The organism is Paraburkholderia mimosarum LMG 23256 = NBRC 106338 (assembly GCF_000739815.1).
Lineage (GTDB): Bacteria > Pseudomonadota > Gammaproteobacteria > Burkholderiales > Burkholderiaceae > Paraburkholderia > Paraburkholderia mimosarum.
Window position 1 is genome coordinate 1 of sequence record NZ_BBJJ01000015.1, and the last position, 22,647, is coordinate 22,647.

Here is a 22,647-nt window from a genome sequence, read left to right on the forward strand (position 1 = left end):
GCGAATTCACCGGGCAGCACCGCGACGATCCCGCCGCCCACGCCGCTCTTCGCGGGCAAACCCACGCGGTAGACGAAGTCGCCCGCGGCGTCGTAGGTCCCGCAGGTCAGCATCAGCGCGGAGAGGCGCTTGGTCGAACTCGCGTCGAGCACGCGCTCGCCGCTCGCGGGCGAGACACCGCCGTTCGCGAGGAAGAGCGCCGCGCGCGCGAGCTCTACGCAACTCATCGAAATGGCGCACTGCCGGCAATACGCGTCTATGACGGCATCGGCGGGCATCTCCAGATTGCCGAAGCTCGCGATGAAATGGGCCATCGCGCGGTTGCGCTCGGCATGCGTGAGCTCCGACTGCGCGACGCGCAGGTCATAGCCGATGCCGGGCTCGCCCGAGAGCCGCCGCACGAAATCGACGAGCGCGGTTTCCGCCTGTACGAAGCGGCGGCACAGCACGTCGGTGACGACGAGCGCGCCCGCATTGATGAACGGATTGCGCGGCTTGCCCGCTTCGAATTCGAGCTGCACGAGCGAGTTGAACGCCGTGCCCGAAGGCTCGCGGCCCACGCGTTGCCACAGCGCGTCGCCGAGGAGCTGGAACGCGAGCGTGCAGGCGAAGAGCTTGGAAATGCTCTGGATGGAAAAGCGCATGTCGGCGTCGCCGGTGCGGTAGACATGGCCGTCCACCGTCACGATCGCCATGCCGAAGTGATCGGCGCGCACGTGGGCAAGCTCGGGAATGTAGTCGGCCACGCGGCCCGTGCCGAAATGCGGTTGCAGGTCGCGATGGATCGCTTCGAGGATGGGGGCGTAGTTGAATGTGTGATTCATGGGCGGCGCGGTGAAGTCGCGGCGGAGCGCCCGCCGCGGTCCACGCGATTGTAGCGGCTCCCTTCGCGTGCCGCGATCGTGGCCCTGCTGCGTACGAGCGCACAGTGCGCAGGCGCGTGCGTCGTGCGCTATTCGGCGTCCGCCTTTATCTCGCGCAAATGCTTGTACACCGTCGCGCGCCCCATGCCGAGCACCTTCGCCACGTAGTTGGCCGAGCTCTTGCCCTTGAACGCGCCTTCGGCATGAAGCGCCTCGACCAGTTCGCGCCGGTGCTCGCGCGTGAGCGAGTTGAGCGCGATCTGGCGTTCGCGCAGCCAGCCGTGCAGGAAGGTGTTGATGCGCTCCTGCCAGTCGTCCCTGAAAAGCTCCTCGGGCTGCGCGATCACGCCCGCGCCGCGCAGGAAGAGGTTGAGCGTGGCCTGCACGTCCTCGAAGGCGGCGATGTTGAAGTTGATGCACATGACGCCCGCGGCTCGCCCTTCGTCGTCGAAGAGCGCCGTGCTCACGCAGCGCATGCGCCGCCCGTCCCAGTTCACCTTTTCGTAGGGGCCGAGCAGCTTGTTGCGCGTGGTTTCCTCGACATCTTCGAGCGCCGAGTCGTCGCCGATCTCGCGCTTCGACAGGTTGTTCGAGATGTACGCCACCGTCTGGTCCGAGAGGTCGTGAATCACGACTTCCGCGAACGGGAAAAAGAGCGTCGTGATGCTGTCCGCCACGTGAGCGTAGCGCGCGAGCAGCATCTCGCGCGACGTTTTCGGGCTGGCGGACGGCTTCGCTTTCTCGTTGGCTCGTTTGTGCATCGGACTTTGACCGTGTTGCGGCGGGAAGGACGTCGATGATACTGCGTTCGGCTTTGTTAGCGGCTTTCGCGCAGATGCGCGTACAGCGCGTGCGCGACGGCGATATCTTCGAGGCCGAGGCCGATCGAGCGGAAGAACGCGTGGCGCGCATAGGCGGGCCGCGGGCACGCGTCGTTCGCGAGTTCCGCGAGATCGCCCACGATCGCTTGCGGCGACCAGCCATGCTCGCGCGCGGCCAGCACCATCTCGCCCGCGCTTTGCGGCGTGGTGTGGCGATAGTCGCAGTAGACGTCGAGCGAGGGCAGCGCGGCCGGATCGATCTCGTGCGCCAGGGCGACGTTCGTGCTGATCGACGTGATGAGCGCGGGTTTCGTGAGGGCGTCCAGCGCGAGCACGGGTTTGCCCGAGGAGGTGCACAGCATTACGACGTCGGCGTCCTGCACGCAGGCTTCGGCCGTCGCGGCCACGCTCGCGCGTGCGTCGAGCGCGCGGATTTCGGCCTGCCGCCGTGCGTCTTCGGCCAGTTTCGGCGAGTACACGCGAATGCTTTCCCACGCGCGCAGCGGCGCCACATGGCGAAGGTGCGCGAGCGCGACGGCGCCCGAGCCGATCACGGCAAGGCGGCGCGCCTCGCGCGGCGCGAGCTGGTCGACGGCGAGCGCCGTGGTGCCCGCGGTGCGCTCGGTGGTGAGCAGCGCCGAGTCGCACCACATGAGCGGCTGGCCCGTTTGCATCGACATCAGCGCGGTCCATGCGGTGATGACGGGCGGCTCGCCAGCGGCGCCAGCGATGTACGGCGAGAGCTTCGCGCCGAACACGCCGGCCTCGGCGAGCACGCCGAGATAGGTGATGAAGTCGCCGGCCTGCTTCGGGAACAGCGCGAGCGTCTGCGGCGGCTGGACGGCGTCGCCGCGGCCGAGCGAGGCGAACATGCGCGCAAGTTCGCCTCGCACATCGAGAGCGGGCAGGGCCGCGCGCACCTGCGCGGCTTCGACGACGAACGGTGCAGCGGCGGGTTGGGACGTCTCGTTCATGTTGGGGCTCCAGAGTCGTGCTGTAGACATTTTTGTCCATTCTAGACTTTATTTTTATTTTTCGTCTATAGTGCTCCTGCGGCCGCGGCTCTCGGGAGAGGGCGCCGCAAAAAGCGCATGGCGCTCGAACGGATACTTATTACGAAACAAGGTGACGACGATGAACAGGAAGACGATTCGCTTCGCGGCTGCGGCCAGCCTCGCTTGCTTTGCGGCGATGACGGCGGGCGCGGCCCACGCGCAGGACCCGAAAACGCTGCGTTTCGGCGTGGAGGCATCCTATCCGCCGTTCGAGAGCAAGACGCCCTCGGGCGATCTGCAGGGCTTCGACATCGACATCGGCAATGCCGTGTGCCAGAAGCTGCAGATGAAGTGCGTGTGGGTGGAGAACAGCTTCGATGGCCTGATCGCCGCGCTCGAGGCGCGCAAGTTCGACGTCATCAACTCGGCGATGAACATCACCGACAAGCGGCGCCAGCAAATCGCCTTCACGCCCGCCATCTACGTGATGCCGATCCAGATGGTCGCGAAGCGCGGCTCGGGCCTCGAGCCCACGGCCGCGAGCCTGAAGGGCAAGTCGGTCGGCGTGCTGCAGGGCTCGACGCAGGAAGACTACGTGCGCAAGCACTGGGGCACGCAGGGCGTGAACATCGTCACCTACGAGAACCAGGACCAGATTTTCGCGGACCTCGCGGCCGGCCGTCTGGACGCCGCCGTGCAGGAAGTGCAAACGGCCACCGACGGCTTCCTTTCGAAGCCCCAGGGCAAGGGCTTCGATTTCGCGGGCGCGCCGCTCAAGGACCCTGCCACGCTCGGCGAAGGCACGGGCTTCGGCATGCGCAAGGACGACGCGGCGCTCAAGGCCAGGGTGGTCGCGGCGATCGATTCGCTGCGCCAGGACGGCACGCTCACGAAGCTGTCGATGAAGTACTTCGGCCGCGATATCGTCGCGAAGTGATTTTGCTTACTTCGGCATCCAGAGTAAATCTATGACAAGGAGCGCGATCGTTCTCGGCGCGGGCATCGTGGGCGTGAGCGTCGCGCTGCATCTGCAGGCGCGCGGCGTGCAGGTCACGCTCGTCGACCGGCGCGGGCCCGGAGAGGAAACGAGCCATGGCAATGCGGGGCTGATCGAGTCGTCGTCGGTCGTGCCGTACGGCTTTCCGCGCGACTGGCGCACGTTGCTGCGCCTCGTGCGCAACGACTCGACCGTGCTGCGCTACGACGTGCGCTCGCTGCCCGCGTACGCGCGCTGGCTCGCGTCGTTCTGGCGCGAGTCGTCGCCGGCGCGGCTCGCGCTTGCCGCGCGCGACATGCTGCCCCTCATCGAGCGCAGCGTGGCCGAGCACGACGCGCTGATCGCGCGCGCGGGTTTGCGCGAGATCGTGCGGCCCACGGGCTGGCTCGAAGCGTGGCGGTCGTCCGCTGGCTTCGAGCGCGAAATGCGCACGGCGCAGGGCGTGGCCGACGCGCACGGCCTGCACGTGCGGATGTTCGACGCGCCGGGCTTGCGCACGCTGGAGCCGTCACTGGCCGCAGGCTACGCGGGCGCGATCCACTGGGTCGATCCCGCGAGCGTGGCCGATCCCGGCGCTTTGACGAAGGGTTATGCCGCGCTGTTCCTGCGCGAAGGCGGCGCGCTCGCGCGCGGCGATGCGCGCACGCTTGCGCGCGAAGGCAAGGGCTGGCGGGTGCAGACCGACGCTGGCCCCGTGAGCGCCGAACTCGCGGTCGTGGCGCTCGGGCCGTGGTCCGATTGTGTGACGCAGCCGCTCGGCTACCGCGTGCCGCTCATGGTCAAGCGCGGCTATCACATGCACTACGCGAGCGAGGCGTCTGCGCCGCTCGTGCGCCCGGTGGTCGACATCGAGGGCGGCTATGTGGTCGCGCCGATGCGCCGCGGTTTGCGTCTCACCACGGGGGTGGAGCTTGCCACGCGCGAGCGTCCGCCCAACTATGCGCAGCTCGATGCGGCCGAGCGCGAGGCGCGCCCCGTGTTCGGCCTCGGCGCGCGGCTGGACGATACGCCGTGGATGGGCCTGCGCCCCTGCACGCCCGACATGCGCCCGCTGCTCGGGCCCGCGCCGCGCCATGCGGGGCTGTGGTTCGCCTTCGGCCATAACCATCACGGGCTCACGCTCGGGCCGGTCACGGCGCGCCTCGTTGCCGAGCAGATCGTCGGCGAAACCCCGTTCGTCGATCCCACGCCATATTTGCCCGCGCGTTTTGGCTGACACATCGATACGCCATCGACGCGACACCGAGGCGAGGCGGGTCAATGCGCGCCCGCCGCGCCGCCTGCGCCGCCCCTCGTCGACTTCGTGATCCAGATGAGCGGAATGATCATGAGAAAGATGATCGCCGAGATATAGAAGATGTCGTTCAGTCCCATCATCGCGGCCTGCGTCGTGAGCTGAAAATCGAAGAGCGCGCGCGCGGAGGGCTCGCTCAGGTGCAGCACCTTCTGGGTCTGGTCGATTGCCTGGACGAAGGTCGGATTGTTGACCGATGCCTGCTCGGTGAGCCGCGCGTGATGGAGGATCGTGCGGTTGTTCCACGCGTTCGTGGCGATCGACGTCCCCACCGCCCCGCAGAACACGCGCACGAAATTCGAGAGGCCCGCTGCCGCCGGCACGCGGCTCGGCGGCTGCCCTGCAAGAATGATCGCCGTGAGCGGCACGAAGAAGAGCGCCATCGGGACGCCTTGCAGCAGCGTGGGCAGCACGAGGTGGAAAGTGTCGATCTCGATCACGTACTTCGATCGCATGTAGAACACCAGCGCGAACAGCACGAACGCGATCGTCGCGATGATGCGCGCGTCGGAGCGCGGCAGCAGCCGGCCCACCACGGGCGAGAGCAGCAGCGCGAAGACGCCGAGCGGGGCGGTGACGAGGCCCGCATCCACCGAGCGGTAGTTGAGGTACTCCTGCATCCACTGCGGCAGCAGCACCAGATTGCCGAAGAACACCGCATACGCCACCGAGATCGCGATCGTCCCGCCGAGGAAGTTGCGCTGCCCGAAGAGCCGCAGATCGACGATCGGATGCGCCTCGGTCAACTCCCACACGAGAAAGAACGCGAAGCTCACGAGCGCGACGATGCCGAGCGTGACGATCACGGGCGAGTTGAACCAGTCGAGGTCCTTGCCCTTGTCGAGCATGATCTGCAGCGAGGCGACCCAGGCAACGAGCAGAGCGAGCCCCACCACGTCGATGGGCGGCTTGCGCGTGGCCGATTCGCGATGGCGGTAGATCGACCACGTCACGAAGGCCGCGAAAAAGCCCACCGGTATGTTGATATAGAAGATCCACGCCCAGTTGTAGCTGTCGGTGATCCAGCCGCCGAGCGCGGGCCCCGCGATCGGCCCGACGGTCGTCGTCATGGCCCAGAAGGCGAGTGCGCTGGCCGATTTGTCCTTCGGCCAGGAGCCGAGCAGAATGGCCTGCGAGAGCGGAATCAGCGGGCCGGCCACGGCGCCTTGCAACACGCGCGCGACGAGCAGGAAAGGCAGGCTCGGGGCGATGCCGCAAAGCCACGAGGCGAGCACGAACGAGAGGATCGAGGTGACGAAGAGGCGCACCTGCCCGAAGCGCTGCGTGAGCCAGCCGGTGAGCGGAATGGACACGGCGTTGGCCGCCGCGAACACGGTGATGACCCACGTGCCTTCATCCACGGAAACACCGAGATCGCCGGAGATGGTCGGAATCGCGACGTTGGCGATCGACGTGTCGAGCACGTTCATGAAAGTCGCGAGCGAGACCGCGACGGTACCGAGGATCAACTGGCCTCCGTGGAGCGGAGGCGGCGGCGCGGGCGGCGCGGATGACGCTGCGGGCTGGCTCAAGCTTGTTCTCCGTGGGTCCGGTTTGAGGCACAGAATACCTGCATTCGCCCGCGGCGAAACGGGCGCCTGGAAGCATCCCCATGCCGCGCAGGGTCATCGCGACAGCGAACTGGCACCCGGTGGAGGGGCTTTACGTAACGTGAGGAAATGCAGTCTTTCATACACGCGGCGGGGGGCGCGCGTATCCTTGCGCCTGCCGCACCGCGCATAATGCGAGCGCTGGACACACAATACTCACAATTCGACAACGCCCTCGAGGGGAGACCCGACCATGAGCTGGGAAGCATTCGAAGGAGGCTGGCGTCTTGCGCCCGCCGCAGGCGCCGCGCGCGCACTCGTCGTGCTGCTGCACGGCGTGGGCAGCAATGCCCGGGACCTGACGCCGCTCGCCGATGTCTGGCGCGACGCGCTGCCCGACGTCGCGTTCGTTTCGCTCGATGGCAGCGAGCCGTTCGATGGGGGCTTTGGCGGCCGACAGTGGTTCAGTCTGCGCGATATCAGCGAGAGCAATCGGGAGGCGCGCGTGATTGCCGCCTCTCAGGTGTTCGAGCGCCGGCTCGGCGCCGAACTCGCCCACTGGGGCCTCGGCTCTGACGCGCTCGCGCTCGTCGGCTTCTCGCAAGGCTCCATCATGTCGCTCTATCACGTGGCCACGCAGCCCTCGGGCGCCGCGGCCGTGGTCGCCTATGCGGGCCGGCTCGTCACGCCCGTGGTCGCGAAGAGCCGCACCGTGCTCACGCTCGTGCACGGCGAGGACGACGAAGTGATTCCGGCCAGCGAACTCGAGCGCGCGGCCTCGGCGTTCAGCGACGCGGGATTTGCGGTCACTGCCTTCGCTCTGCCGGGCGTCGGCCATACGATCACGCCCCAGGGCGTCATGCTCGGGCGCGACGCGTTGGTTCGCGCGCTCGATCACGCTTAGCCGAGGCGGCGTCGACACGAGGTCGGACCCCGTTAATCGGCGCAAATCGGCACAAACGAGGCATCCGCTGCGTGGGCGGGTGTCTTATTTCGGCCACTTTTGCCGGCTAATCTATGCAGTTTTTCTGGGCACGGTTAAAGTTCGCGCCGGTCGCGGCCGTTAAAACGGGGAGTCGCCGCGAACCTATGGGCCGCGTCGGCCCGTTCCGCCCGGCGCGCGGTGACTTCGCGCTGGATAGACGAGGACGCCATCGGGAATGCCATCCGGCGGTGTTTCGTCTGCCGGGCTGCTAAAAAAACGCACATCAGACCAATATGGCCCGAGCCAAGCCGCATTCCCTCTTTTCCAAAAGCCTGTTCCGCCAGGACGTGGCGCTCGATCTTGGCACGGCCAACACGCTGATCTATACCGCCGACAAAGGCATCGTGCTGAACGAGCCCTCCGTGGTCTGCTTCGAGCGCCGCGTCGGCGCGAGCGAGACGACGGTCGCCGCCGTGGGCAGCGAGGCCAAAGATCTTCTTGGACGCACGCCGGGCAACCTCGAGACGGTGCGTCCGCTTTCGCACGGCGTGATCGCCGACTTTTCCGCCGCCGAGCACATGATGCGCCGCTTCGTGGCGATGGCGCAGCCGCGCCGCCTGCTCGGGCGGCGCGCGGCGTTCACGGTGTGCGTGCCGGCCGGCGCGACTCGCGTCGAGCGCCGCGCCGTTCGAGAGGCGGCCTTCGCGGCGGGGGCGGCGAGCGTGAACCTGATCGGCGAGTCGCTGGCTTCGGCGCTGGGTGCGGGCCTGCCGGTGCACGCGGCGACGGGTTCGATGGTCGTGGACATCGGCGGCGGCACGACGGAAGTGGGTATCGTCGCGCTCGGCGGCGTGGCGTGCAGCGGTTCGGTGCGCGTGGGCGGCGACCAGTTCGACCGCGCCATCGTCGATTACGTGCGCGCGCTGTACGGTGTCGTGCTCGGCGATCAGACCGCCGAGCATGTGAAGAAGACGATTGGCTGTGCGCTCTACGGCGAGCCGATCGAACGCATGCGCGCGACCGGGCGCAGCATGGAAGACGGTCTGCCGCGCACCATCGAGATCACGAGTCACGACGTGGTGGACGCACTGGCCGCGCCGTTGCGCGTGGTGATCGGCGCGGTGCGCCAGGTGCTCGAGACGGCGCCCGCCGAACTCGTCACCGATATCGCCGACAGCGGCATCGTGCTCACGGGCGGCGGCGCGCTGCTCGGCAGGCTCGACCAATGCCTCGCGGCGGAGCTTGGCGTGGCCGTGCGCGTGGCCGACGAGCCGCTCACCTGCGCGGTGCGCGGCGCGGGCGCGGCGGCGTCGCTCATGAGTGAGCACGCTTTCGAGATGGTCGAGTAAGCGGCCGCCCGCCGCCTGCATAAAGACGCTGGCGGGCGCATGAGGCAGCACCCTCAGCGCACCGGCATTTCGCGGCGCGGGCATGGGACAATACGCCACTTTGCCGGCGTGCGCCGCGACGGGCCTCCCTTTGCCGCGCGCCGCCGATCCGTTGTTTCCTTATCGTCCAGCCGTGAACCCAGCCGCTTTTCCGGCCCCCGGTACGTTCATCGAATTGCCCGGCGGCTTGCCCATGCCCTATGTCGAACGCGGCGAGGGCGAACTCCTTCTCTTCGTGCACGGCTCGCTTTGCGATTACCGCTACTGGCAGCCGCAGCTTGCGGGTCTCGCGCGGCAGTATCGCTGTGTCAGCGTGAGTCTCACGCACTACTGGCCTGCCGGCGACGCGGCGCGTGGGCAACCCTTCAGCTGGCGCAGCCATGTCGACGAACTGGCGGTGTTCGTCGATGCCCTCGGCGCGGGGCCGGCCCACGTGATCGGCCATTCGCGCGGCGGCAGTGTCGCGTTCCAGTTCGCGCGGCGCCATCCGCGGCATGTGCGCACGCTCACGCTCGCCGATCCAGGCGGCCCGGTGCAACAGCCGGGACAGACGCTCGCCACGCTGCCGGAGACCGTCAACGCCCTGCGCGCGCGCGCGGTGACGCTGATCGAGTCGGGGCAGGTGGATGCGGGGCTGGAGTTGTTCGTCGATTCGGTGAGCCGTCCGGGCTTCTGGGCAAAGAGCACGCGCGCGTTCCGCCGCATGGCCACCGATAACGCGCACACGCTCGGGCCGCAGTTCAAGGATCCGCTGCCTGCGTATACGCGCGAGAGCGCCGCCGAGGTGCAATGTCCGGTTCAGCTGATCGATGGCGCGTTGAGTCCCGAAGTGTTTCACCGGGCCGTGGCCGCACTCGACGCGTGGCTACCCGACGCGCGGCGCGCCAGCGTGGCGGGCGCATCGCACGGGATGAATCTGGCGCGGCCCGCGGCCTTCAACGAATTGATCGATCGATTCGTGAGCGGCCACGGGCGCTGAAGCGGGAAGGGCGGGCCCTTCCGTCGGTTCCTTTGATGCGTGAAATGTCGTAGTCCGAACGACTTCCGCTCAATCGCGGCCGTGCGCGTGGGCGTCGAGCTTGTGCTCGGCAGCTTCGCCCACGAGGCCCGCGTAGTAGAGATGGACGCCGATCGCGAGCGAATCGTTGCGGATTTCGTGGAAGGCCTTCCATGCCTTCACGGGATCCTTGAACACGAGATAGTGCGCTTCCTGCGCAACCAGGCGGGCCACCTGATGCAGGCCGTGACCGTGCAGCGCGTCCACGAGGGCGTCGAGGCTGCGGTGCGTGCGCGCGTCGGTACGCGGATACAGCATGTGCAGCACGGCGACGCGTTCGCTGGCGAGCGCCGCCGAAAGCGCGACCACGATGTCCTGGTGATTGAGTGCCGTGACGACGGCGCCCGCTGCTTGTTCGTCTTCCGCGAACAGGGTGTCGACCGAAATGTTCATCTGTTGCTTCCTTACGTTTTTGCTTTAAGCGTGCGTGGTGATGAAAAGCCCGCGAATGAGAACGGGTTCATTACAAAATGCAAGTAATGGAAAACCCTTGCATGTCAAGCAGTATCGCAAAGGTGGGGTGCGACATGTTGCGCTGCAGAGCAAAATATTGTTGCGGGAATCGACGTTAAGGAAGCCGCAAGGTTCGCAGTGTTGCGGGGTGGAGGAGGGATTGTTGCGAGCTGCGCTATCAATCGATGCTGCACCGCGCCTTAGAATGCGGCGAGCGGTCGCGGCAACGCCGGCCCGGACGATGAAAGACCGGCGGCTGCGTCCTGTTGCGAAATGACAGCAATTCAAGGACATCAAATGATCGATTCGAAGACACACGCCACGCTCACGATCCCCGGCTTCGCTGAAGGCGTTCAGTTGCCGGTCTACAAGGGCGCCATGGGCCCGGAAGTGATCGACATCCGCAAGCTGTACGGCCAGACCGGCATGTTCACGTATGACCCGGGCTTCATGTCCACGGCGTCGTGCAACTCGGCGATCACCTATATCGACGGCGACAAGGGCGAGCTGCTCTATCGCGGCTACCCCATCGACAATCTCGCGCAGAACGCGGACTTCCTCGAGAGCTGCTACCTGCTGCTCAAGGGCGAGCTGCCCACGCAGCAGCAGAAGGACGAATTCGTGGCCTCGGTGAAGAACCACACGATGGTTCACGAGCAAATGCACTTCTTTTTCCGGGGGTTCCGCCGTGACGCACATCCGATGGCGATTCTGGTGGCGGCGGTCGGCGCGCTGTCCGCGTTCTATCACGACTCGCTCGACATCAACGACCCGCGGCATCGCGAGGTGTCGGCGATCCGCATGATCGCGAAGCTGCCGACGCTCGTGGCCATGGCGTACAAGTATTCGATCGGCCAGCCCTTCGTGTATCCGCAAAACGACCTCTCATACAGCGCGAATTTCATGCGCATGATGTTCGCCGCGCCCACCGAAGAGTACAAGGTCAACGACGTGTTAGTGCGCGCGCTCGACCGCATCCTGATCCTGCACGCCGACCACGAGCAGAACGCTTCGACGTCGACTGTGCGTCTCGCGGGTTCGTCGGGTGCGAATCCGTTCGCGTGTATCGCCGCGGGTATCGCGTGTCTGTGGGGTCCGGCGCACGGTGGCGCGAACGAAGCCGCGCTGAACATGCTGGAAGAAATCGGCTCGCCGGACAAGATTCCCGAGTTCATCAGGCAGGTTAAGGACAAGAACTCGGGCGTGAAGCTGATGGGTTTCGGCCACCGCGTGTACAAGAATTACGACCCGCGCGCGAAGCTCATGCGCGAGACTTGCTACGAAGTCCTGAACGAACTCGGCCTGCACGACGACCCGCTGTTCAAGCTCGCCATGCAGCTCGAAAAGATCGCACTCGAAGACGAATATTTCGTGTCGCGCAAGCTCTACCCGAACGTCGACTTTTACTCGGGCATCGTGCAGCGCGCGCTGGGCATCCCGACCTCGATGTTCACCTGCATCTTCGCGATGGCGCGTACGGTGGGCTGGATCGCGCAGTGGAACGAGATGATCGCCGACCCCGAGCAGAAGATCGGCCGTCCGCGTCAGCTCTTCGTCGGCGAAACGCCGCGCGCAGCGTTGCCGATCGCACAGCGCTGAAGCTTGCGGCGCGCCGCTAAAGGCGTGCTGCGCGTACATTGAACGATATTGCCTCCACGGGCGCCCGCACGTCATACCGTGCCGGCGCCCGCAATTTTTTCCGCGCACGTTCCTTGCAGACGCCGCGCATCGCGTCGGTTTCGATGCCTGCGTCATGCATTCATCGCCAACGCATCCGCCGAAGCCACTACAATCGAGCGGAAGCGAATGTACCGTAACTCACCTTGATGTGACCGGAGGCATGCAATGCAGGATCCTGAAACACTCGGTGGCGTCACACGCTCGAGCGGCGTGGATCATCCCGTGCAAGACGCCCGGGAAGCCGATAGCGCATTCATCGCGCCCGAAACCCCCGAACTCGCGAGCGCCGACCAGCACGTGCTGAAGTCGGGCGGCACTTTCATCGTCAACGATCCGCTCGGCGACATCACGGGCATCGACGACGGCCTCTTCGTCAATGACACGCGCGTGCTCTCGTCGCTGCGCCTCACGTTTGGCGGGCGCGTGCCTTCGCTGCTCTCGGGCAGCGTGAGCAGCGACAACGCCGTGTTCACCGCCCACCTCACGAATCGTCCGCTGCCGCCGCTCGGCGGCGCGACCACGCCGGAAGGCGTGATTCACGTGGAGCGCGAGCGCGTGCTCTCGGGCACGATGTTGACCGAAGCCATCGAACTCACGAACTACGGCACGCAAGACGCCGTGGTGCCGCTTTCGATCTCGTTTGCAAGCGACTTTCGCGACATGTTCGAAGTGCGGGGCCTGAAGCGCGAGAAACGCGGCACGCTCATGCCGCCGCGCGTGGAGGACGGCGAGGTGCGGCTCGAGTACATCGGGCTCGACAAGGTGGCCCGGCGCGTGCGCATCGAGTTCTCGCCCGCCCCCAGCAAGCTGTTCGCCGACCGCGCCGATTTCACGGTGGATCTCCCTCCGCAGGCCTGCGTCTCGATCTATCTCACGGTGGCGATCGAAGTCGAGGCGCTGCCCGGTGCCGCGCCGGGCACGCAGAGCGCGGGCATCTTCCAGCCCGCGCATTGCCTCGCAAACTCGAAGGAGCAGCGCGTGGGCCGCGCGGCCGTGCGCGCCGCGCTGGTCGATTCGCATATCGTCATGCGCGAACGCCGCCGCGCCGCAGGGCGCCTGCGCTCCAGCAATCCGCTTTTCAACGCGTGGATCAACCGCTCGATTGCCGACCTGGGCCTGCTGACCACCGATCTGCCGACCGGCCCGTATCCTTACGCGGGCATTCCGTGGTTCTCCACGCCGTTCGGCCGCGATGCCGTCATTACTTCGCTGCAGACGCTGTGGCTCACGCCCGAACTCGCGCGCGGCGTGCTGCGTTTTCTCGCGGAGCACCAGGCGCGCGAGGACTCGGCGTTCCGCGACGCGGCGGTCGGCAAGATCATGCACGAGATGCGCAAGAGCGAGATGGCGGCCACGGGCGAAGTGCCGTTCGCGCTCTACTACGGCGGGGTGGACACCACGCCGCTCTTCGTCGTGCTGGCGGGTGCCTACGTCGAGCGCACGGGCGACCTCTCGCTCATCGACGAACTGTGGCCCTCGCTCGAACTGGCAACGGCCTGGGTCGCGGGTGTGTGCGACCGCAACAAACTCGGCCTGCTCGACTATCGGCGCGAATCGGAGGGCGGGCTGGCGAACCAGGGATGGAAGGACAGCCACGATTCGGTGTTCCACGCAGACGGCCGTTTCCCCGATGGCCCGATCTCGCTCGTCGAAGTGCAGGCGTATGCGAGCGCGGCGTTCGAGACGATGTCGCGCTTCGCCACGCATCGCGGCCAGGTGGAAGACGCGGCCCGCTATGCCGCGCGCGCCGCGAAGATCCGTCAATGCGTGGAAGAGAAGTTCTGGATGCCGGAGTCGGAGTTCTACGGCATTGCGCTCGACGGTCATGGCGAACTGTGCCGCGTGCTGGCGTCGAACGCGGGGCATCTGCTCGCGTTCGGCCTGCCGCAGGAGGAGCGCGGCCGCGCCGTGGCGGAAATACTCGAATCGGCGCTCTTTCACACGGGCTGGGGCGTGCGCACGCTGGCGGCGAGCCAGGCCCGCTTCAATCCCATGGCCTACCACAACGGCTCGGTGTGGCCGCACGACAACGCACTGTGCGCGCGCGGCCTCGCACGCTATGGCCGCAAGGCCGCGGCGGTGCGTCTCCTGCAGGCGCTGTTCGAGGCCGCGGTGACGTTCGACATGCGTCTGCCCGAGCTTTTCTGCGGCTTTCCGCGCCGCCGTGGCGAGCCGCCCACCGCGTATCCCGTCGCTTGTCTGCCGCAAGCCTGGGCCGCGGGCTCGCCGTTCATGATGCTCGAAGCATGTCTGGGCGTGACCATCGACGCGGCGCGCAACGAAGTGCGTGTCGAGCAGCCGATGCTGCCCGAAGGCATCGACTGGATGGAGGTGGGGGATCTGCGCGTGGGCAAGAATACGGTGACGCTCATGTTCCGCCGCGTGGACGGCAAGGTCGTGGCGTCCGCCGATCGCAGCGACGTGAAGGTGGTGGCGCTGCTTTGAGCGTCAGCGCGGGCGCCGCATTCCATTGGCGGCCCGCGTCAGCGCTTCATTCTTGCTTGCCAGGCGGGTGATCGACGCGCTCCAGTGCGAACCGGGGCGCAACGCGACCCGTCTCGACGCCCATCGTGTTGACGATGGGCGGGGCGTCAAATTTGCTTAGTCCTGCGATCTGTTCCGTGGTGCCGATGCCCAGTTGCCTGAGCACCGCCACGACGGTTGTATAAAGCGCGGTCTGATCGCCGTCTTCGATCTTGATCGCGATACCCAGAGCGGGGCCGCCCGTGTGCCGAGCGGTCGCTGCGCTTGCGCGCACGCCGATCGCATAGCTGCCCGCCGCGCCCACCTTGCCGACGAGCGCGCCTTCGAACGCGCGCATGAGCGCCGTGCAGAAGCGGCCTTCGCCTGCCACGAGTTCGGGGTATGACGTCATCGCGCGATAGATGTGCGCGAGCGCCTGCGTGCGCGTGTCGGTCGGTGCGCTTGCGGCATCCGCGCGATCCTGCGCATCGGCGAGCTTCACGAAGAGCCGCGCGAGCCGCTCCAGCGGGAACGCGGGCGTGGGCAGATTGCAGCCGTCGATGGCCCACTCGACGCCCGTCTCCGGAAGATCGCAGACCTCGGCCACGACACGCTTCACATGCTGCTGCAAGGGGTGCGACGGGAGATGGTAATCGGCCAGCGCGGCGCCGATGGAACGCGCGCCGGCCAGCATGCCCGCGTGCTTGCCCGAGCAGTTGCTGCACACCGCGCCCGGCGTGAAGTCGCGTTTGATCCACGCCCTGTACACGGCGTCGGAGAGCGGCGCGTGGCCGCCGCAACGCAGGTCCGCTTCTGAGGCGGCAACCTTGGCCAGCATCGCGCGCACGCGTTCGATATGGCGGTCCTCGCTGCTGTGCGAGGCGCACATGAGCGCGAGATCGGCGTCGTCGAAGCCGAAGCGCGCGAGCGCGCCGGTCTCGGCGACAGCGAGCGCCTGCGCGGGCTTGGCCGCCGAGCGCACGAGCGTCATGCGATGCGGATTGCCGAGCGCGTAGAGGAGGCGGCCATGGGCGTCGACCACGGCGATGTGGGCGACATGCGTGGTTTCGATCACGTCGCCGCGCAGGACTTTTATGGCGGGTTGGGAGGCGCTCGTCGTCATCGCTGAATTACCTTTGATCTCGGGTTTCGATCTCGCTTGCCGCCTCAGGAACGGCGGCGAAAGCGCGCGTTGCGCGCGGTCGCCGTGCGATTCTAATCCGTGCGCGCGGACGGTGGACGCGCCCGCATCCTCTCAGCGCATTTGCCGTGCGACGCGGCAAGCCGCGAGATCCCACGCGCCGCTGCCTACCGTCTTCAGCAGCACGGGACTGTCGTAACGTGCCGCGCCGGCTGCCACGGCGGCGCCGATCGAGCGCACGTTCGCCCAGTCGATGCCGGCCTGAAGCAGGTCGCCGGCTTCTTCGCGCGCGGCCGCCAGGTCGTCGACGAACAGGCGGCTCGCGCGCACCGTTTCCTGCGCGATCTCGGCGGCGTCCGGGGTGAAGGAGCCGACGCCGATCACCAGCCGGTCCTTGCGCGCCGGGCACTCGTACACGGGCGTCTTGCTCGTCGTCGCGGCGATGACCGTATCGACCTCGTCGGGCACCGCGCCGCGCGCGGGCGTCAAGCGCACGCCGGATTGCGCCATGCGGGCGCGGAATGCTTCTTCGGAAGCCTCGGTCCTGCCTTTTACGTAGAGCATTGCTTCAGGATGCAACTGGCCGATCGCCTCGGCATGAAACCGCGCCTGCTGTCCCGTGCCGATCAGGAGAAACGCGCGCGGCTTGCCGGCGTGCAGCAGGCGCACGCCCAGCATGGAGAGCGCAGCGGTGCGCCGGCCGGTCACCGTCGGGCCGTCGAGGATGAACTCGGGCTGGCCCGTCGCGCCATTGCATACCGTCACTGCGCCGAAGATCGTCGGCATACCCAGCGCCACGTTGGCCGGGCACACGCTCACGAGCTTGTGGATGGCGATGTCGTCGGCGCTGGCGGGCATCGAGAGCATGACGCCGTTGCCCTTGAGCGGCACGCCCGTGCGCACGGGGGCGTGAATGCGGCCCGCGTCGTGTTCCTGCGCGGCCGTGGCGAGGGCGTCGATCAGCACGCCGAAGTCGAGCAGGCGCGCCGTGGCGGCTGCGTCGTAGATTGCGATGGGCTCCATCCAGTGTTCTCTCCTGACGAATGTTGCGGTTGCGGTGTGGCTTCCGCCCACCGGCTTCGAAGCCGAGCCTCAAAACCGGTCGATGCGAAACGGCGCGAGATCGATGGCGGGCGCGACGCGCGCCATCAATTGTGCGACGAGTTCGCCGGTGAGCGGCCCGAGCGTGAGGCCCAGATGCTGATGGCCGGTCGCCACGAACGCGTTACGCACGCCGGGCATCTCGCCGATCACCGGCAGATAGTCGGGCAGCGTCGGGCGCTCGCCGTACCAGCGGCTCGCGACCTGCGGTGCGCTCGCGCCGGGAAAAAGCGTTTGAAACTGCGTGGCGAGCAGATCGGCGCGGTGCCAGTCGGGCGCGCCGCGCGCGCCGAGTTCGACGGTTCCGGCAAGACGAATGCCTTGCGCCATGGGATTGCAGGTGAAGCCGCGCTCGACGAAGCTCACGGGCACGCGCAGCGTGTCTTGCGAGGGGGCGGCGAGCTGCACGTGATAGCCGCGTTCGTTGGTCAGCGCAATGTTTGCGCCGAGCTGGCTCGCAAGTTCGGCGCTGCGCGAGCCGGCCGCGATCAGCACCTTGGCGACGGTGCGAGTCTCCCCATTCAGCATGACGCCGATGCGGCCATCGGGGAGGGCGCGCAACGATTCGACGGCGGCGCGCGTGAAGCTCGCACCCGCCGCGAGCGCCGCTTCGAAAATACGCTCGACGACCTGCTGCGGATGCGTGACCGAAGCCATGCCCGGAAAATAGCGCGCATGGCTGATATGCGGCGTGAGCGACGGCAAATAGTCGCGCCGCACCTGCTCAGCCGTGAGATTCTCGTAGCGCACGCCATGCCGTTCGAGCAGATCGAGCTGCGCGCGTTCCGTTGCGCTCGCAACGGGACGCTCGTACACATAGAGCGAGCCGATGTCGCGAAAGAGTCCCGTGGCGATGTGTCTGTCGAGCAGACGGCGCCAGGCGTGCGCCGCCACCGTGACCAGGCTCGCGAGCGCGCGCGTGTTGCGCCGAAAGCGCGGGCGCTGCGCCTGGGCGACGAACTCCAGCAACCAGGGCGCCATGCGCGGGACGCTGCGCTTGTGCAGACGCAACGGGCTGTCGCGGCGCAGCAGCATGCGGGGCAGGCCGGCGATCGTATCGGGGCTCGCGAGGGGCGCGACGTGGTCCACCGCGATCAGTCCCGCATTGCCGGACGAGCAGCCTGAACCGGGCGGCGCGCTGTCGACGATATGCACGCGCATGCCGCGCTGCGCCAGGTTCAGTGCGGCGCATGCCCCGATGATGCCCGCACCGATGACGACGACGTCTTCCATGCCAGTCTCGCGACGAAGAAGTGGTTTGGTCCGATGCTAACCCAACTATTTCCGATAAGAAACTTTTTTCTTATCGTATGTTGCGCGGTGGGCTACCGGGATCAGGCACGACCTTGCGAGGCGTTATAGGCGCTCGCGTGCTCGAGCAGCCATGCGCGAAAGAGTTCCAGCGGCTTGCCGTGGCTGAGCTCCGTGGGATAGACGAAGTAATAGCCGCCATCGGCCACGGCCGCGGTGTCGAACGGAATGACGACGCCAAACCGTTCGAGCTGGCCTTCGACGAAGAACTTCGGCACCAGTGCGATGCCGAGCCCGGCCGCTGCTGCGGCGATCAGCATCGTATGCAGTTCATAGCGCACGCCATGCATGGTGGCGCTGTCTTCCACGCCGAGATCGGAGAACCAGCGCGTCCAGGCGTCGGGCCGTGTGGTGGAATGCAGCAGCGGGTAGGCGAGCAGTTCATGCGCTTTCTTGATGGGACGCGCGAGCAGCGATGGCGAGCAGACGGGCACGACCTCCTCGCCGAACAGATAGTCGGCCGAGGTGCCGGGCCAGGTTGGCTTGCCGTAGTGGATGGCGGCTTCGAAATGCGATTCCTCGAACGAAAACGTCTCGGTGCGCACGCCCATGTTCACGCGCACGTCGGGCGTGCGGTCGTAGAAGTCCTTGAGGCGTGGAATCAGCCACTCGGAGGCGAAAGTCGGCAGGACGGCCAGTTCCAGGTAGCCGCCGCCACTGCCGTGCGCAATGATGGAAAGCGTGTCGCGGTCCAGATTCTCAAGCGCACGGCGCACCTGCGTGCTATAGAGCCGGCCCGCACGCGTGAGCACGACCCGCTGCTTGGCGCGCACGAACAGGCGCACGCCGAGGTTCGATTCGAGCGTGGCGATCTGGCGCGACACCGCGCTTTCGGTGAGGAACAACTCCCTCGCGGCGTGCGTAAAGCTCTCGTGCCGCGCCGAGGCCTCGAACGCCGTGAGCGCACCGATGTTCGGGATCTTGAACTTGCGCATGTTGATTCCATAAACTCATCAAGTGACAATTTAATCTCGCTTTACGCGGCGTGCAACCATTCGAATAATTCATTTTACGTATACCCGGCCACGACACATGGCCGGTGGCCTGTTTGATCACCGCTCTTCGGCGGTCGTTTCCTGTGAGACTAGCGATGCACAATTCGAACGTAGAACGCTTGTTGTCGGCGCTGCTCGGCCACGAGAAAACCGAAGCCCTTTTTTCGACGCTCAACTTCCCTTCGATTCTCGAAGACTGGGAAGCCGGCACCGTCACGCGCGCCGAGCTCGCGCAGGCAATGAACATGGCGCTGTTCGAAGGCCTGCTCGCGCGTTCGCCCAATGGCCGCACCTACACGAACGACGCGGTGGCGCAAGGCGGCACGGTGTATTTCGATCACGGGGCGCTGCGCACGGTGCGCTGGGCCCATAACGGCGCGCTGCCTCCGGGCGAAGCGGCGTTCACGCGCATCCTGCGTCCGCTCGGTTTTCGCTTGAACGGCCGCTATCCGCTCGACAAGCTCGGCATGACGGGCCGCGCCTATGCCCACGAAGACGCGCCCGACGAGATCGCGCAATTCTTCGTGAGCGAACTGCACCCCGAACGCTTTTCTGCTGCGTTCCAGCAGGCGGTGACGAACGTGGTGGGCGCGTCGAAGGATCCGCTCACGCCGCTGGCCATCGCACAGCTTTCCGAACTGGAGCGCGATGGCTCTCTGCCGCTCGATGCGGCGCTGCAACTGCTGCCCGTGATCGTCAGTGCGTTCGCCCGTCAGCACGAGGCGCCATTTATTTCGGATTACGAGACGTTGCTGCGTGAATCGGCGGAGATGGCCTGGATCGCGACGGAAGGCAATGCCTTCAATCACGCGACCGACCGCGTGGAAGACGTCTTCAAACTGTCCGACGACGAGAAGGCCAAAGGCCGCCCGATGAAGCCCGAGGTCGAGCGCTCGCGCTCGGGCCGCGTGTTTCAGACGGCGTATCGCGCTGACACCGTGGTGCGCGAGTTCCGCGCGGCCGACGGCCAGCGCGTGACGCGCGAGGTGCCGGGCTCGTTCTATGAGTTCATCACGCGCAAGCGGACGTTCGATCAGGTCACGCGCCGCTGGCAGACCGATTTGCGCTTCGACGCGGGCAATGCCACCGGCATCTTCAAGATGACCGCGAACGCGGCATAGAACGTGGCCTGACCGTGCCGGATCAAATGCCCGGCGCGCCGCGATCGCCATCGCGCGTGTCCGGGTGCGGCTCGTTGATGAGCCAGAGGACTTCGGCGTCTTCGTCGCTCGTGGAAACGGCCGCATGCCCCGTGCGGCTGTCGAAATAGATGCTGTCGCCCGCTTCGAGGTGGGTCGGCGCGTAAAGCTCCGAGTAGAGGCAAACCGAGCCGCTCAGCACGTAGAGAAATTCCTCACCCTCGTGCCGGCCCCATTCCGTGAACTCGTCCAGCGAGTGCGCCGTGACGCGGATGCGAAACGGGTGCATCGACTTGTGCGCGAGTTCCGTTGCCAGCAGTTCCATCTGATAGCAGCCCGCCGAATGCTGCTGGCCGCCGCCCTTGCGCGTGAGTGCGCGCCGTCCGCTCGCGCGTGGTTTCGGCACCGAACCGAACAGCTCGCCCAGATCGATCTTCAGGCCGTGAACGATCTTCTGGAGGACGTCGAATGTCGGCGACATCACGCCGTTTTCCACTTTCGAGAGCGTGGAGCGCGACACGCCGCACGCGCGGCTGGCCGCTTCGAGTGTGTAGTCGTGCTTCAGACGGGCCGCCTTGACGCGCTTGCCCAGTTCCACCGATGCGTTTTCTGCGGGCTTGAGAGATGGGGTTTCCATGCGGGAAGTGGGGAGGTGTTCGCCGGTTGTTCGTATCTTACTCTTTGTTTCCGATCATAGCATTCGCGTTTCGAGTGGCGTTCATCGGTACCGCGTTGTTATGAATAGCATGACGCAGCAAGCGGCGAGGATGATGATTCTGATGCGAACCGCGATTGCACGAGGCATGGAATCCGCCGCTCCATGAAGTCAACGCACAATCCGGTGTATCCGCGCAACCGGGTATCTCCCAATGCCTGCGAGGTGACGCTTCATATCGGCGCACCACGCGTGAGCATGGGGCTTGATGAGAAAAACGAATCATGTGGTGATTAGATTTCGTTTGATGCGCCTCAACGGGCTGCCGACAATCCGCTTACGTCCCGCCCCCTGGCAGCGCGCGGCGAGAGACGAACGCCGTGCGCCGAAGGTCCGTGCGACTGACGGGACGCATCGAGTGCCGATTTCCCATACCGAAGGAATATCCTATGCATCCCCGTTTCCTTGCTTCTCGTCGTGGCTGCGCGATCGCAGCGTCGTTGATGTTGGTTGCCGGCGCCGTGAGCGCGCAGGAACGGGTCGTGAAAATCGGTGTGGCCAGCCCGCTCACGGGCGGGGGCGCGGCGTATGGCAAGGACATCGAGAACGGCGTGCGTCTCGCCGTGGACGAAGCCAACGCGAAGCATCCCACCATCGGCGGGAAGCCGGTCAAGTTCGTGATCGATTCGCAGGATGACCAGAGCGACCCGCGCATTGGCGTGCAGGTCGCGCAGCAACTCGTGGACGACAACGTGGCCGTGGTGATCGGCCATTTCAATTCGGGCACGACGCTGCCGGCCTCGAAAATCTACGCGAAGGCCGGCATTCCGATGATCACGCCGGCGGCGACCAACCCGGCCATCACGCAGGGCGGCTTTCCGAGCCTCTATCGCGTGATCGCCACCGATGCGCAGAACGCGGGCAACGCGGGCAACTATGCGGCGACGGTGACGAAGGCGAAGCGTATTGCCATCATCGACGACCGCACGGCCTTCGGCCAGGGCGAAGCCGACGAGTTCGAGAAGGCCGTGAAGGCGGGTGGCGGCACGATCGTGGCGCGCGAGTTCACGAACGACAAGGCCGTCGATTTCAGCGCACAACTCACGAGCATCAAGCGCACGAATCCCGACCTCGTGTTTTTCGGCGGCCTCGACGCGCAGGCGGCCATGATCGTCAAGCGCATGCGCCAGCTCGGCCTGAAGGCGCAGTTCCTCGCGGGCGGCGGCGTCATGGATGCGAACTTCATCAAGCTCGCGGGCGATTCCGCCGAAGGTGCCTCGGTGTGGGAATACGGCCAGCCGCTCGACACGCTGCCCAAGGGCCGGGACTTCGCTGTGAAGTTCAAGCAAAAGTACGGCATCGACATGCTCGCCTACGCGCCGTTCGCCTATGACGCGACGTGGGTCGCCATCACGGCGATAGAGAAGGCGGGTTCCACGAGCCCGGCCGACTTCAACGCCGCGCTGAAGGCGACGAGCTATGACGGCATCACGGGCAAGATCGCCTTTACCGCCCAGGGCGATCTGAAGGGGCCGAGTTCGACGCTCTATCAGGTCAAGAACGTGGCGTGGGTGCCGGTCACGACGCGCACCGCCGACTAAACCCGGGAACCGGTGCCCCCCGGCTGACGCCCGCCTGGTCGGGCGTCAGCAGTCTGTTTCCGATAGGAAATGCATCATGCGCCCGCGCTGCGGGCGTATGGTTTGGCAACAGGCGCGGTGCGGCCCGAAGCTCCGCCCATGCAATGCGCGTAAGATGGCTAAATTGCCGTAATTTTCGTATTGTCGCCGCCCCATTGCGCGTGTATAGTTTCCGAAAG

Annotated in this window: 19 protein-coding genes; 9 read left to right on the plus strand and 10 right to left on the minus strand. The window is 66.3% G+C overall.

Translation table 11 applies throughout. The features are described from left to right. The 3 genes from BMI01S_RS13350 to BMI01S_RS13360 form a co-directional block, all read right to left on the minus strand. Nucleotides 1–824, minus strand: an 824-nt coding sequence (locus BMI01S_RS13350) for a glutaminase (RefSeq protein ID WP_042289471.1), incomplete at its 3' end; no start/stop codon positions are given. A gap of 128 nt (nt 825–952) precedes the next feature. Then, nucleotides 953–1,564 (minus strand): helix-turn-helix transcriptional regulator, encoded by a 612-nt coding sequence (locus BMI01S_RS13355; RefSeq protein WP_028230411.1) that lies wholly within the window; start codon nt 1,562–1,564, stop codon nt 953–955. A gap of 116 nt (nt 1,565–1,680) precedes the next feature. Further along, nucleotides 1,681–2,658 (minus strand): ornithine cyclodeaminase family protein, encoded by a 978-nt coding sequence (locus tag BMI01S_RS13360; protein ID WP_028230412.1) that lies wholly within the window; start codon nt 2,656–2,658, stop codon nt 1,681–1,683. Nucleotides 2,659–2,818: 160 nt separating this feature from the next. Between BMI01S_RS13360 and BMI01S_RS13365 the strand changes: the two genes are divergently transcribed. Together BMI01S_RS13365 and BMI01S_RS13370 are read left to right on the plus strand one after the other, a co-directional pair. Continuing rightward, nucleotides 2,819–3,616: an ABC transporter substrate-binding protein gene (locus BMI01S_RS13365; protein ID WP_028230413.1), complete on the plus strand. Its 798-nt coding sequence runs from the start codon at nt 2,819–2,821 to the stop codon at nt 3,614–3,616. Nucleotides 3,617–3,647: 31 nt separating this feature from the next. Next, nucleotides 3,648–4,892: an NAD(P)/FAD-dependent oxidoreductase gene (locus BMI01S_RS13370; protein ID WP_028230414.1), complete on the plus strand. Its 1,245-nt coding sequence runs from the start codon at nt 3,648–3,650 to the stop codon at nt 4,890–4,892. 41 nt (nt 4,893–4,933) lie between these two features. Here the strand turns inward: BMI01S_RS13370 and BMI01S_RS13375 are convergent, their stop codons facing one another. Then, nucleotides 4,934–6,502 (minus strand): DHA2 family efflux MFS transporter permease subunit, encoded by a 1,569-nt coding sequence (locus BMI01S_RS13375; RefSeq protein ID WP_028210284.1) that lies wholly within the window; start codon nt 6,500–6,502, stop codon nt 4,934–4,936. A gap of 271 nt (nt 6,503–6,773) precedes the next feature. On the opposite strand from BMI01S_RS13375, the gene BMI01S_RS13380 reads away from it, so the two are divergent. From BMI01S_RS13380 to BMI01S_RS13390, 3 genes are all read left to right on the plus strand, one after another. Beyond that, the gene (locus tag BMI01S_RS13380) at nt 6,774–7,424 is read left to right on the plus strand and encodes an alpha/beta hydrolase (RefSeq protein ID WP_028230415.1); all 651 of its coding nucleotides are present in this window, start codon (nt 6,774–6,776) and stop codon (nt 7,422–7,424) included. A 314-nt stretch (nt 7,425–7,738) separates the two neighbouring features. Further along, nucleotides 7,739–8,794: a rod shape-determining protein gene (mreB, locus tag BMI01S_RS13385; RefSeq protein WP_028230416.1), complete on the plus strand. Its 1,056-nt coding sequence runs from the start codon at nt 7,739–7,741 to the stop codon at nt 8,792–8,794. A gap of 232 nt (nt 8,795–9,026) precedes the next feature. Further along, complete coding sequence (locus tag BMI01S_RS13390) at nt 9,027–9,812, plus strand: alpha/beta fold hydrolase (RefSeq protein ID WP_028210281.1); 786 nt, start codon at nt 9,027–9,029, stop codon at nt 9,810–9,812. 69 nt (nt 9,813–9,881) lie between these two features. Here BMI01S_RS13390 and BMI01S_RS13395 read toward each other — a convergent pair whose 3' ends face one another. Then, nucleotides 9,882–10,283 (minus strand): hypothetical protein, encoded by a 402-nt coding sequence (locus tag BMI01S_RS13395; protein WP_028230417.1) that lies wholly within the window; start codon nt 10,281–10,283, stop codon nt 9,882–9,884. Between the two features lie 357 nt (nt 10,284–10,640). Between BMI01S_RS13395 and gltA the strand changes: the two genes are divergently transcribed. Together gltA and BMI01S_RS13405 are read left to right on the plus strand one after the other, a co-directional pair. Next, nucleotides 10,641–11,942, plus strand: coding sequence for a citrate synthase (gene gltA, locus BMI01S_RS13400; protein ID WP_028230418.1), 1,302 nt, complete (start codon nt 10,641–10,643; stop codon nt 11,940–11,942). 246 nt (nt 11,943–12,188) lie between these two features. Continuing rightward, nucleotides 12,189–14,468 carry an amylo-alpha-1,6-glucosidase gene (locus BMI01S_RS13405; RefSeq protein ID WP_028210278.1) on the plus strand — a complete coding sequence of 760 codons (2,280 nt, stop codon included), beginning with the start codon at nt 12,189–12,191 and terminating at the stop codon, nt 14,466–14,468. 46 nt (nt 14,469–14,514) lie between these two features. On the opposite strand, the gene BMI01S_RS13410 is transcribed toward BMI01S_RS13405, so the two are convergent. From BMI01S_RS13410 to BMI01S_RS13425, 4 genes are all read right to left on the minus strand, one after another. Further along, entirely contained in the window at nt 14,515–15,609 is a 1,095-nt protein-coding gene (locus BMI01S_RS13410) for an asparaginase (RefSeq protein ID WP_028230419.1), read from the minus strand. A gap of 132 nt (nt 15,610–15,741) precedes the next feature. After that, the gene (gene lhpI, locus BMI01S_RS13415) at nt 15,742–16,650 is read right to left on the minus strand and encodes a bifunctional Delta(1)-pyrroline-2-carboxylate/Delta(1)-piperideine-2-carboxylate reductase (protein ID WP_028230420.1); all 909 of its coding nucleotides are present in this window, start codon (nt 16,648–16,650) and stop codon (nt 15,742–15,744) included. A gap of 69 nt (nt 16,651–16,719) precedes the next feature. Continuing rightward, entirely contained in the window at nt 16,720–17,961 is a 1,242-nt protein-coding gene (locus tag BMI01S_RS13420; RefSeq protein WP_028230421.1) for an NAD(P)/FAD-dependent oxidoreductase, read from the minus strand. A gap of 101 nt (nt 17,962–18,062) precedes the next feature. After that, complete coding sequence (locus BMI01S_RS13425; RefSeq protein ID WP_028230422.1) at nt 18,063–18,974, minus strand: LysR family transcriptional regulator; 912 nt, start codon at nt 18,972–18,974, stop codon at nt 18,063–18,065. A gap of 155 nt (nt 18,975–19,129) precedes the next feature. On the opposite strand from BMI01S_RS13425, the gene BMI01S_RS13430 reads away from it, so the two are divergent. Next, entirely contained in the window at nt 19,130–20,155 is a 1,026-nt protein-coding gene (locus tag BMI01S_RS13430; protein WP_028230423.1) for a DUF1338 domain-containing protein, read from the plus strand. A 22-nt stretch (nt 20,156–20,177) separates the two neighbouring features. Here BMI01S_RS13430 and BMI01S_RS13435 read toward each other — a convergent pair whose 3' ends face one another. Further along, nucleotides 20,178–20,810, minus strand: coding sequence for a helix-turn-helix domain-containing protein (locus BMI01S_RS13435; protein WP_042289481.1), 633 nt, complete (start codon nt 20,808–20,810; stop codon nt 20,178–20,180). Nucleotides 20,811–21,277: 467 nt separating this feature from the next. Here BMI01S_RS13435 and BMI01S_RS13440 point away from each other — a divergent pair, with 467 nt between their 5' ends. Then, nucleotides 21,278–22,429 (plus strand): branched-chain amino acid ABC transporter substrate-binding protein, encoded by a 1,152-nt coding sequence (locus BMI01S_RS13440; RefSeq protein ID WP_028210272.1) that lies wholly within the window; start codon nt 21,278–21,280, stop codon nt 22,427–22,429. Nucleotides 22,430–22,647: the final 218 nt, after the last annotated feature.

Excerpts from the sequence above, each read along its gene's own strand:
- mreB (WP_028230416.1), top strand. The coding sequence starts at position 7,739 with ATGGCCCGAGCCAAGCCGCATTCCCTCTTTTCCAAAAGCCTGTTCCGC.
- BMI01S_RS13440 (WP_028210272.1), top strand. The coding sequence starts at position 21,278 with ATGCATCCCCGTTTCCTTGCTTCTCGTCGTGGCTGCGCGATCGCAGCG.
- BMI01S_RS13395 (WP_028230417.1), bottom strand. The coding sequence starts at position 10,283 with ATGAACATTTCGGTCGACACCCTGTTCGCGGAAGACGAACAAGCAGCG.
- BMI01S_RS13435 (WP_042289481.1), bottom strand. The coding sequence starts at position 20,810 with ATGGAAACCCCATCTCTCAAGCCCGCAGAAAACGCATCGGTGGAACTG.
- gltA (WP_028230418.1), top strand. The coding sequence starts at position 10,641 with ATGATCGATTCGAAGACACACGCCACGCTCACGATCCCCGGCTTCGCT.
- BMI01S_RS13420 (WP_028230421.1), bottom strand. The coding sequence starts at position 17,961 with ATGGAAGACGTCGTCGTCATCGGTGCGGGCATCATCGGGGCATGCGCC.
- BMI01S_RS13430 (WP_028230423.1), top strand. The coding sequence starts at position 19,130 with ATGCACAATTCGAACGTAGAACGCTTGTTGTCGGCGCTGCTCGGCCAC.
- BMI01S_RS13365 (WP_028230413.1), top strand. The coding sequence starts at position 2,819 with ATGAACAGGAAGACGATTCGCTTCGCGGCTGCGGCCAGCCTCGCTTGC.
- BMI01S_RS13370 (WP_028230414.1), top strand. The coding sequence starts at position 3,648 with ATGACAAGGAGCGCGATCGTTCTCGGCGCGGGCATCGTGGGCGTGAGC.
- BMI01S_RS13355 (WP_028230411.1), bottom strand. The coding sequence starts at position 1,564 with ATGCTGCTCGCGCGCTACGCTCACGTGGCGGACAGCATCACGACGCTC.
- BMI01S_RS13410 (WP_028230419.1), bottom strand. The coding sequence starts at position 15,609 with ATGACGACGAGCGCCTCCCAACCCGCCATAAAAGTCCTGCGCGGCGAC.
- BMI01S_RS13425 (WP_028230422.1), bottom strand. The coding sequence starts at position 18,974 with ATGCGCAAGTTCAAGATCCCGAACATCGGTGCGCTCACGGCGTTCGAG.
- BMI01S_RS13380 (WP_028230415.1), top strand. The coding sequence starts at position 6,774 with ATGAGCTGGGAAGCATTCGAAGGAGGCTGGCGTCTTGCGCCCGCCGCA.
- BMI01S_RS13360 (WP_028230412.1), bottom strand. The coding sequence starts at position 2,658 with ATGAACGAGACGTCCCAACCCGCCGCTGCACCGTTCGTCGTCGAAGCC.
- lhpI (WP_028230420.1), bottom strand. The coding sequence starts at position 16,650 with ATGGAGCCCATCGCAATCTACGACGCAGCCGCCACGGCGCGCCTGCTC.
- BMI01S_RS13405 (WP_028210278.1), top strand. The coding sequence starts at position 12,189 with ATGCAGGATCCTGAAACACTCGGTGGCGTCACACGCTCGAGCGGCGTG.
- BMI01S_RS13390 (WP_028210281.1), top strand. The coding sequence starts at position 9,027 with ATGCCCTATGTCGAACGCGGCGAGGGCGAACTCCTTCTCTTCGTGCAC.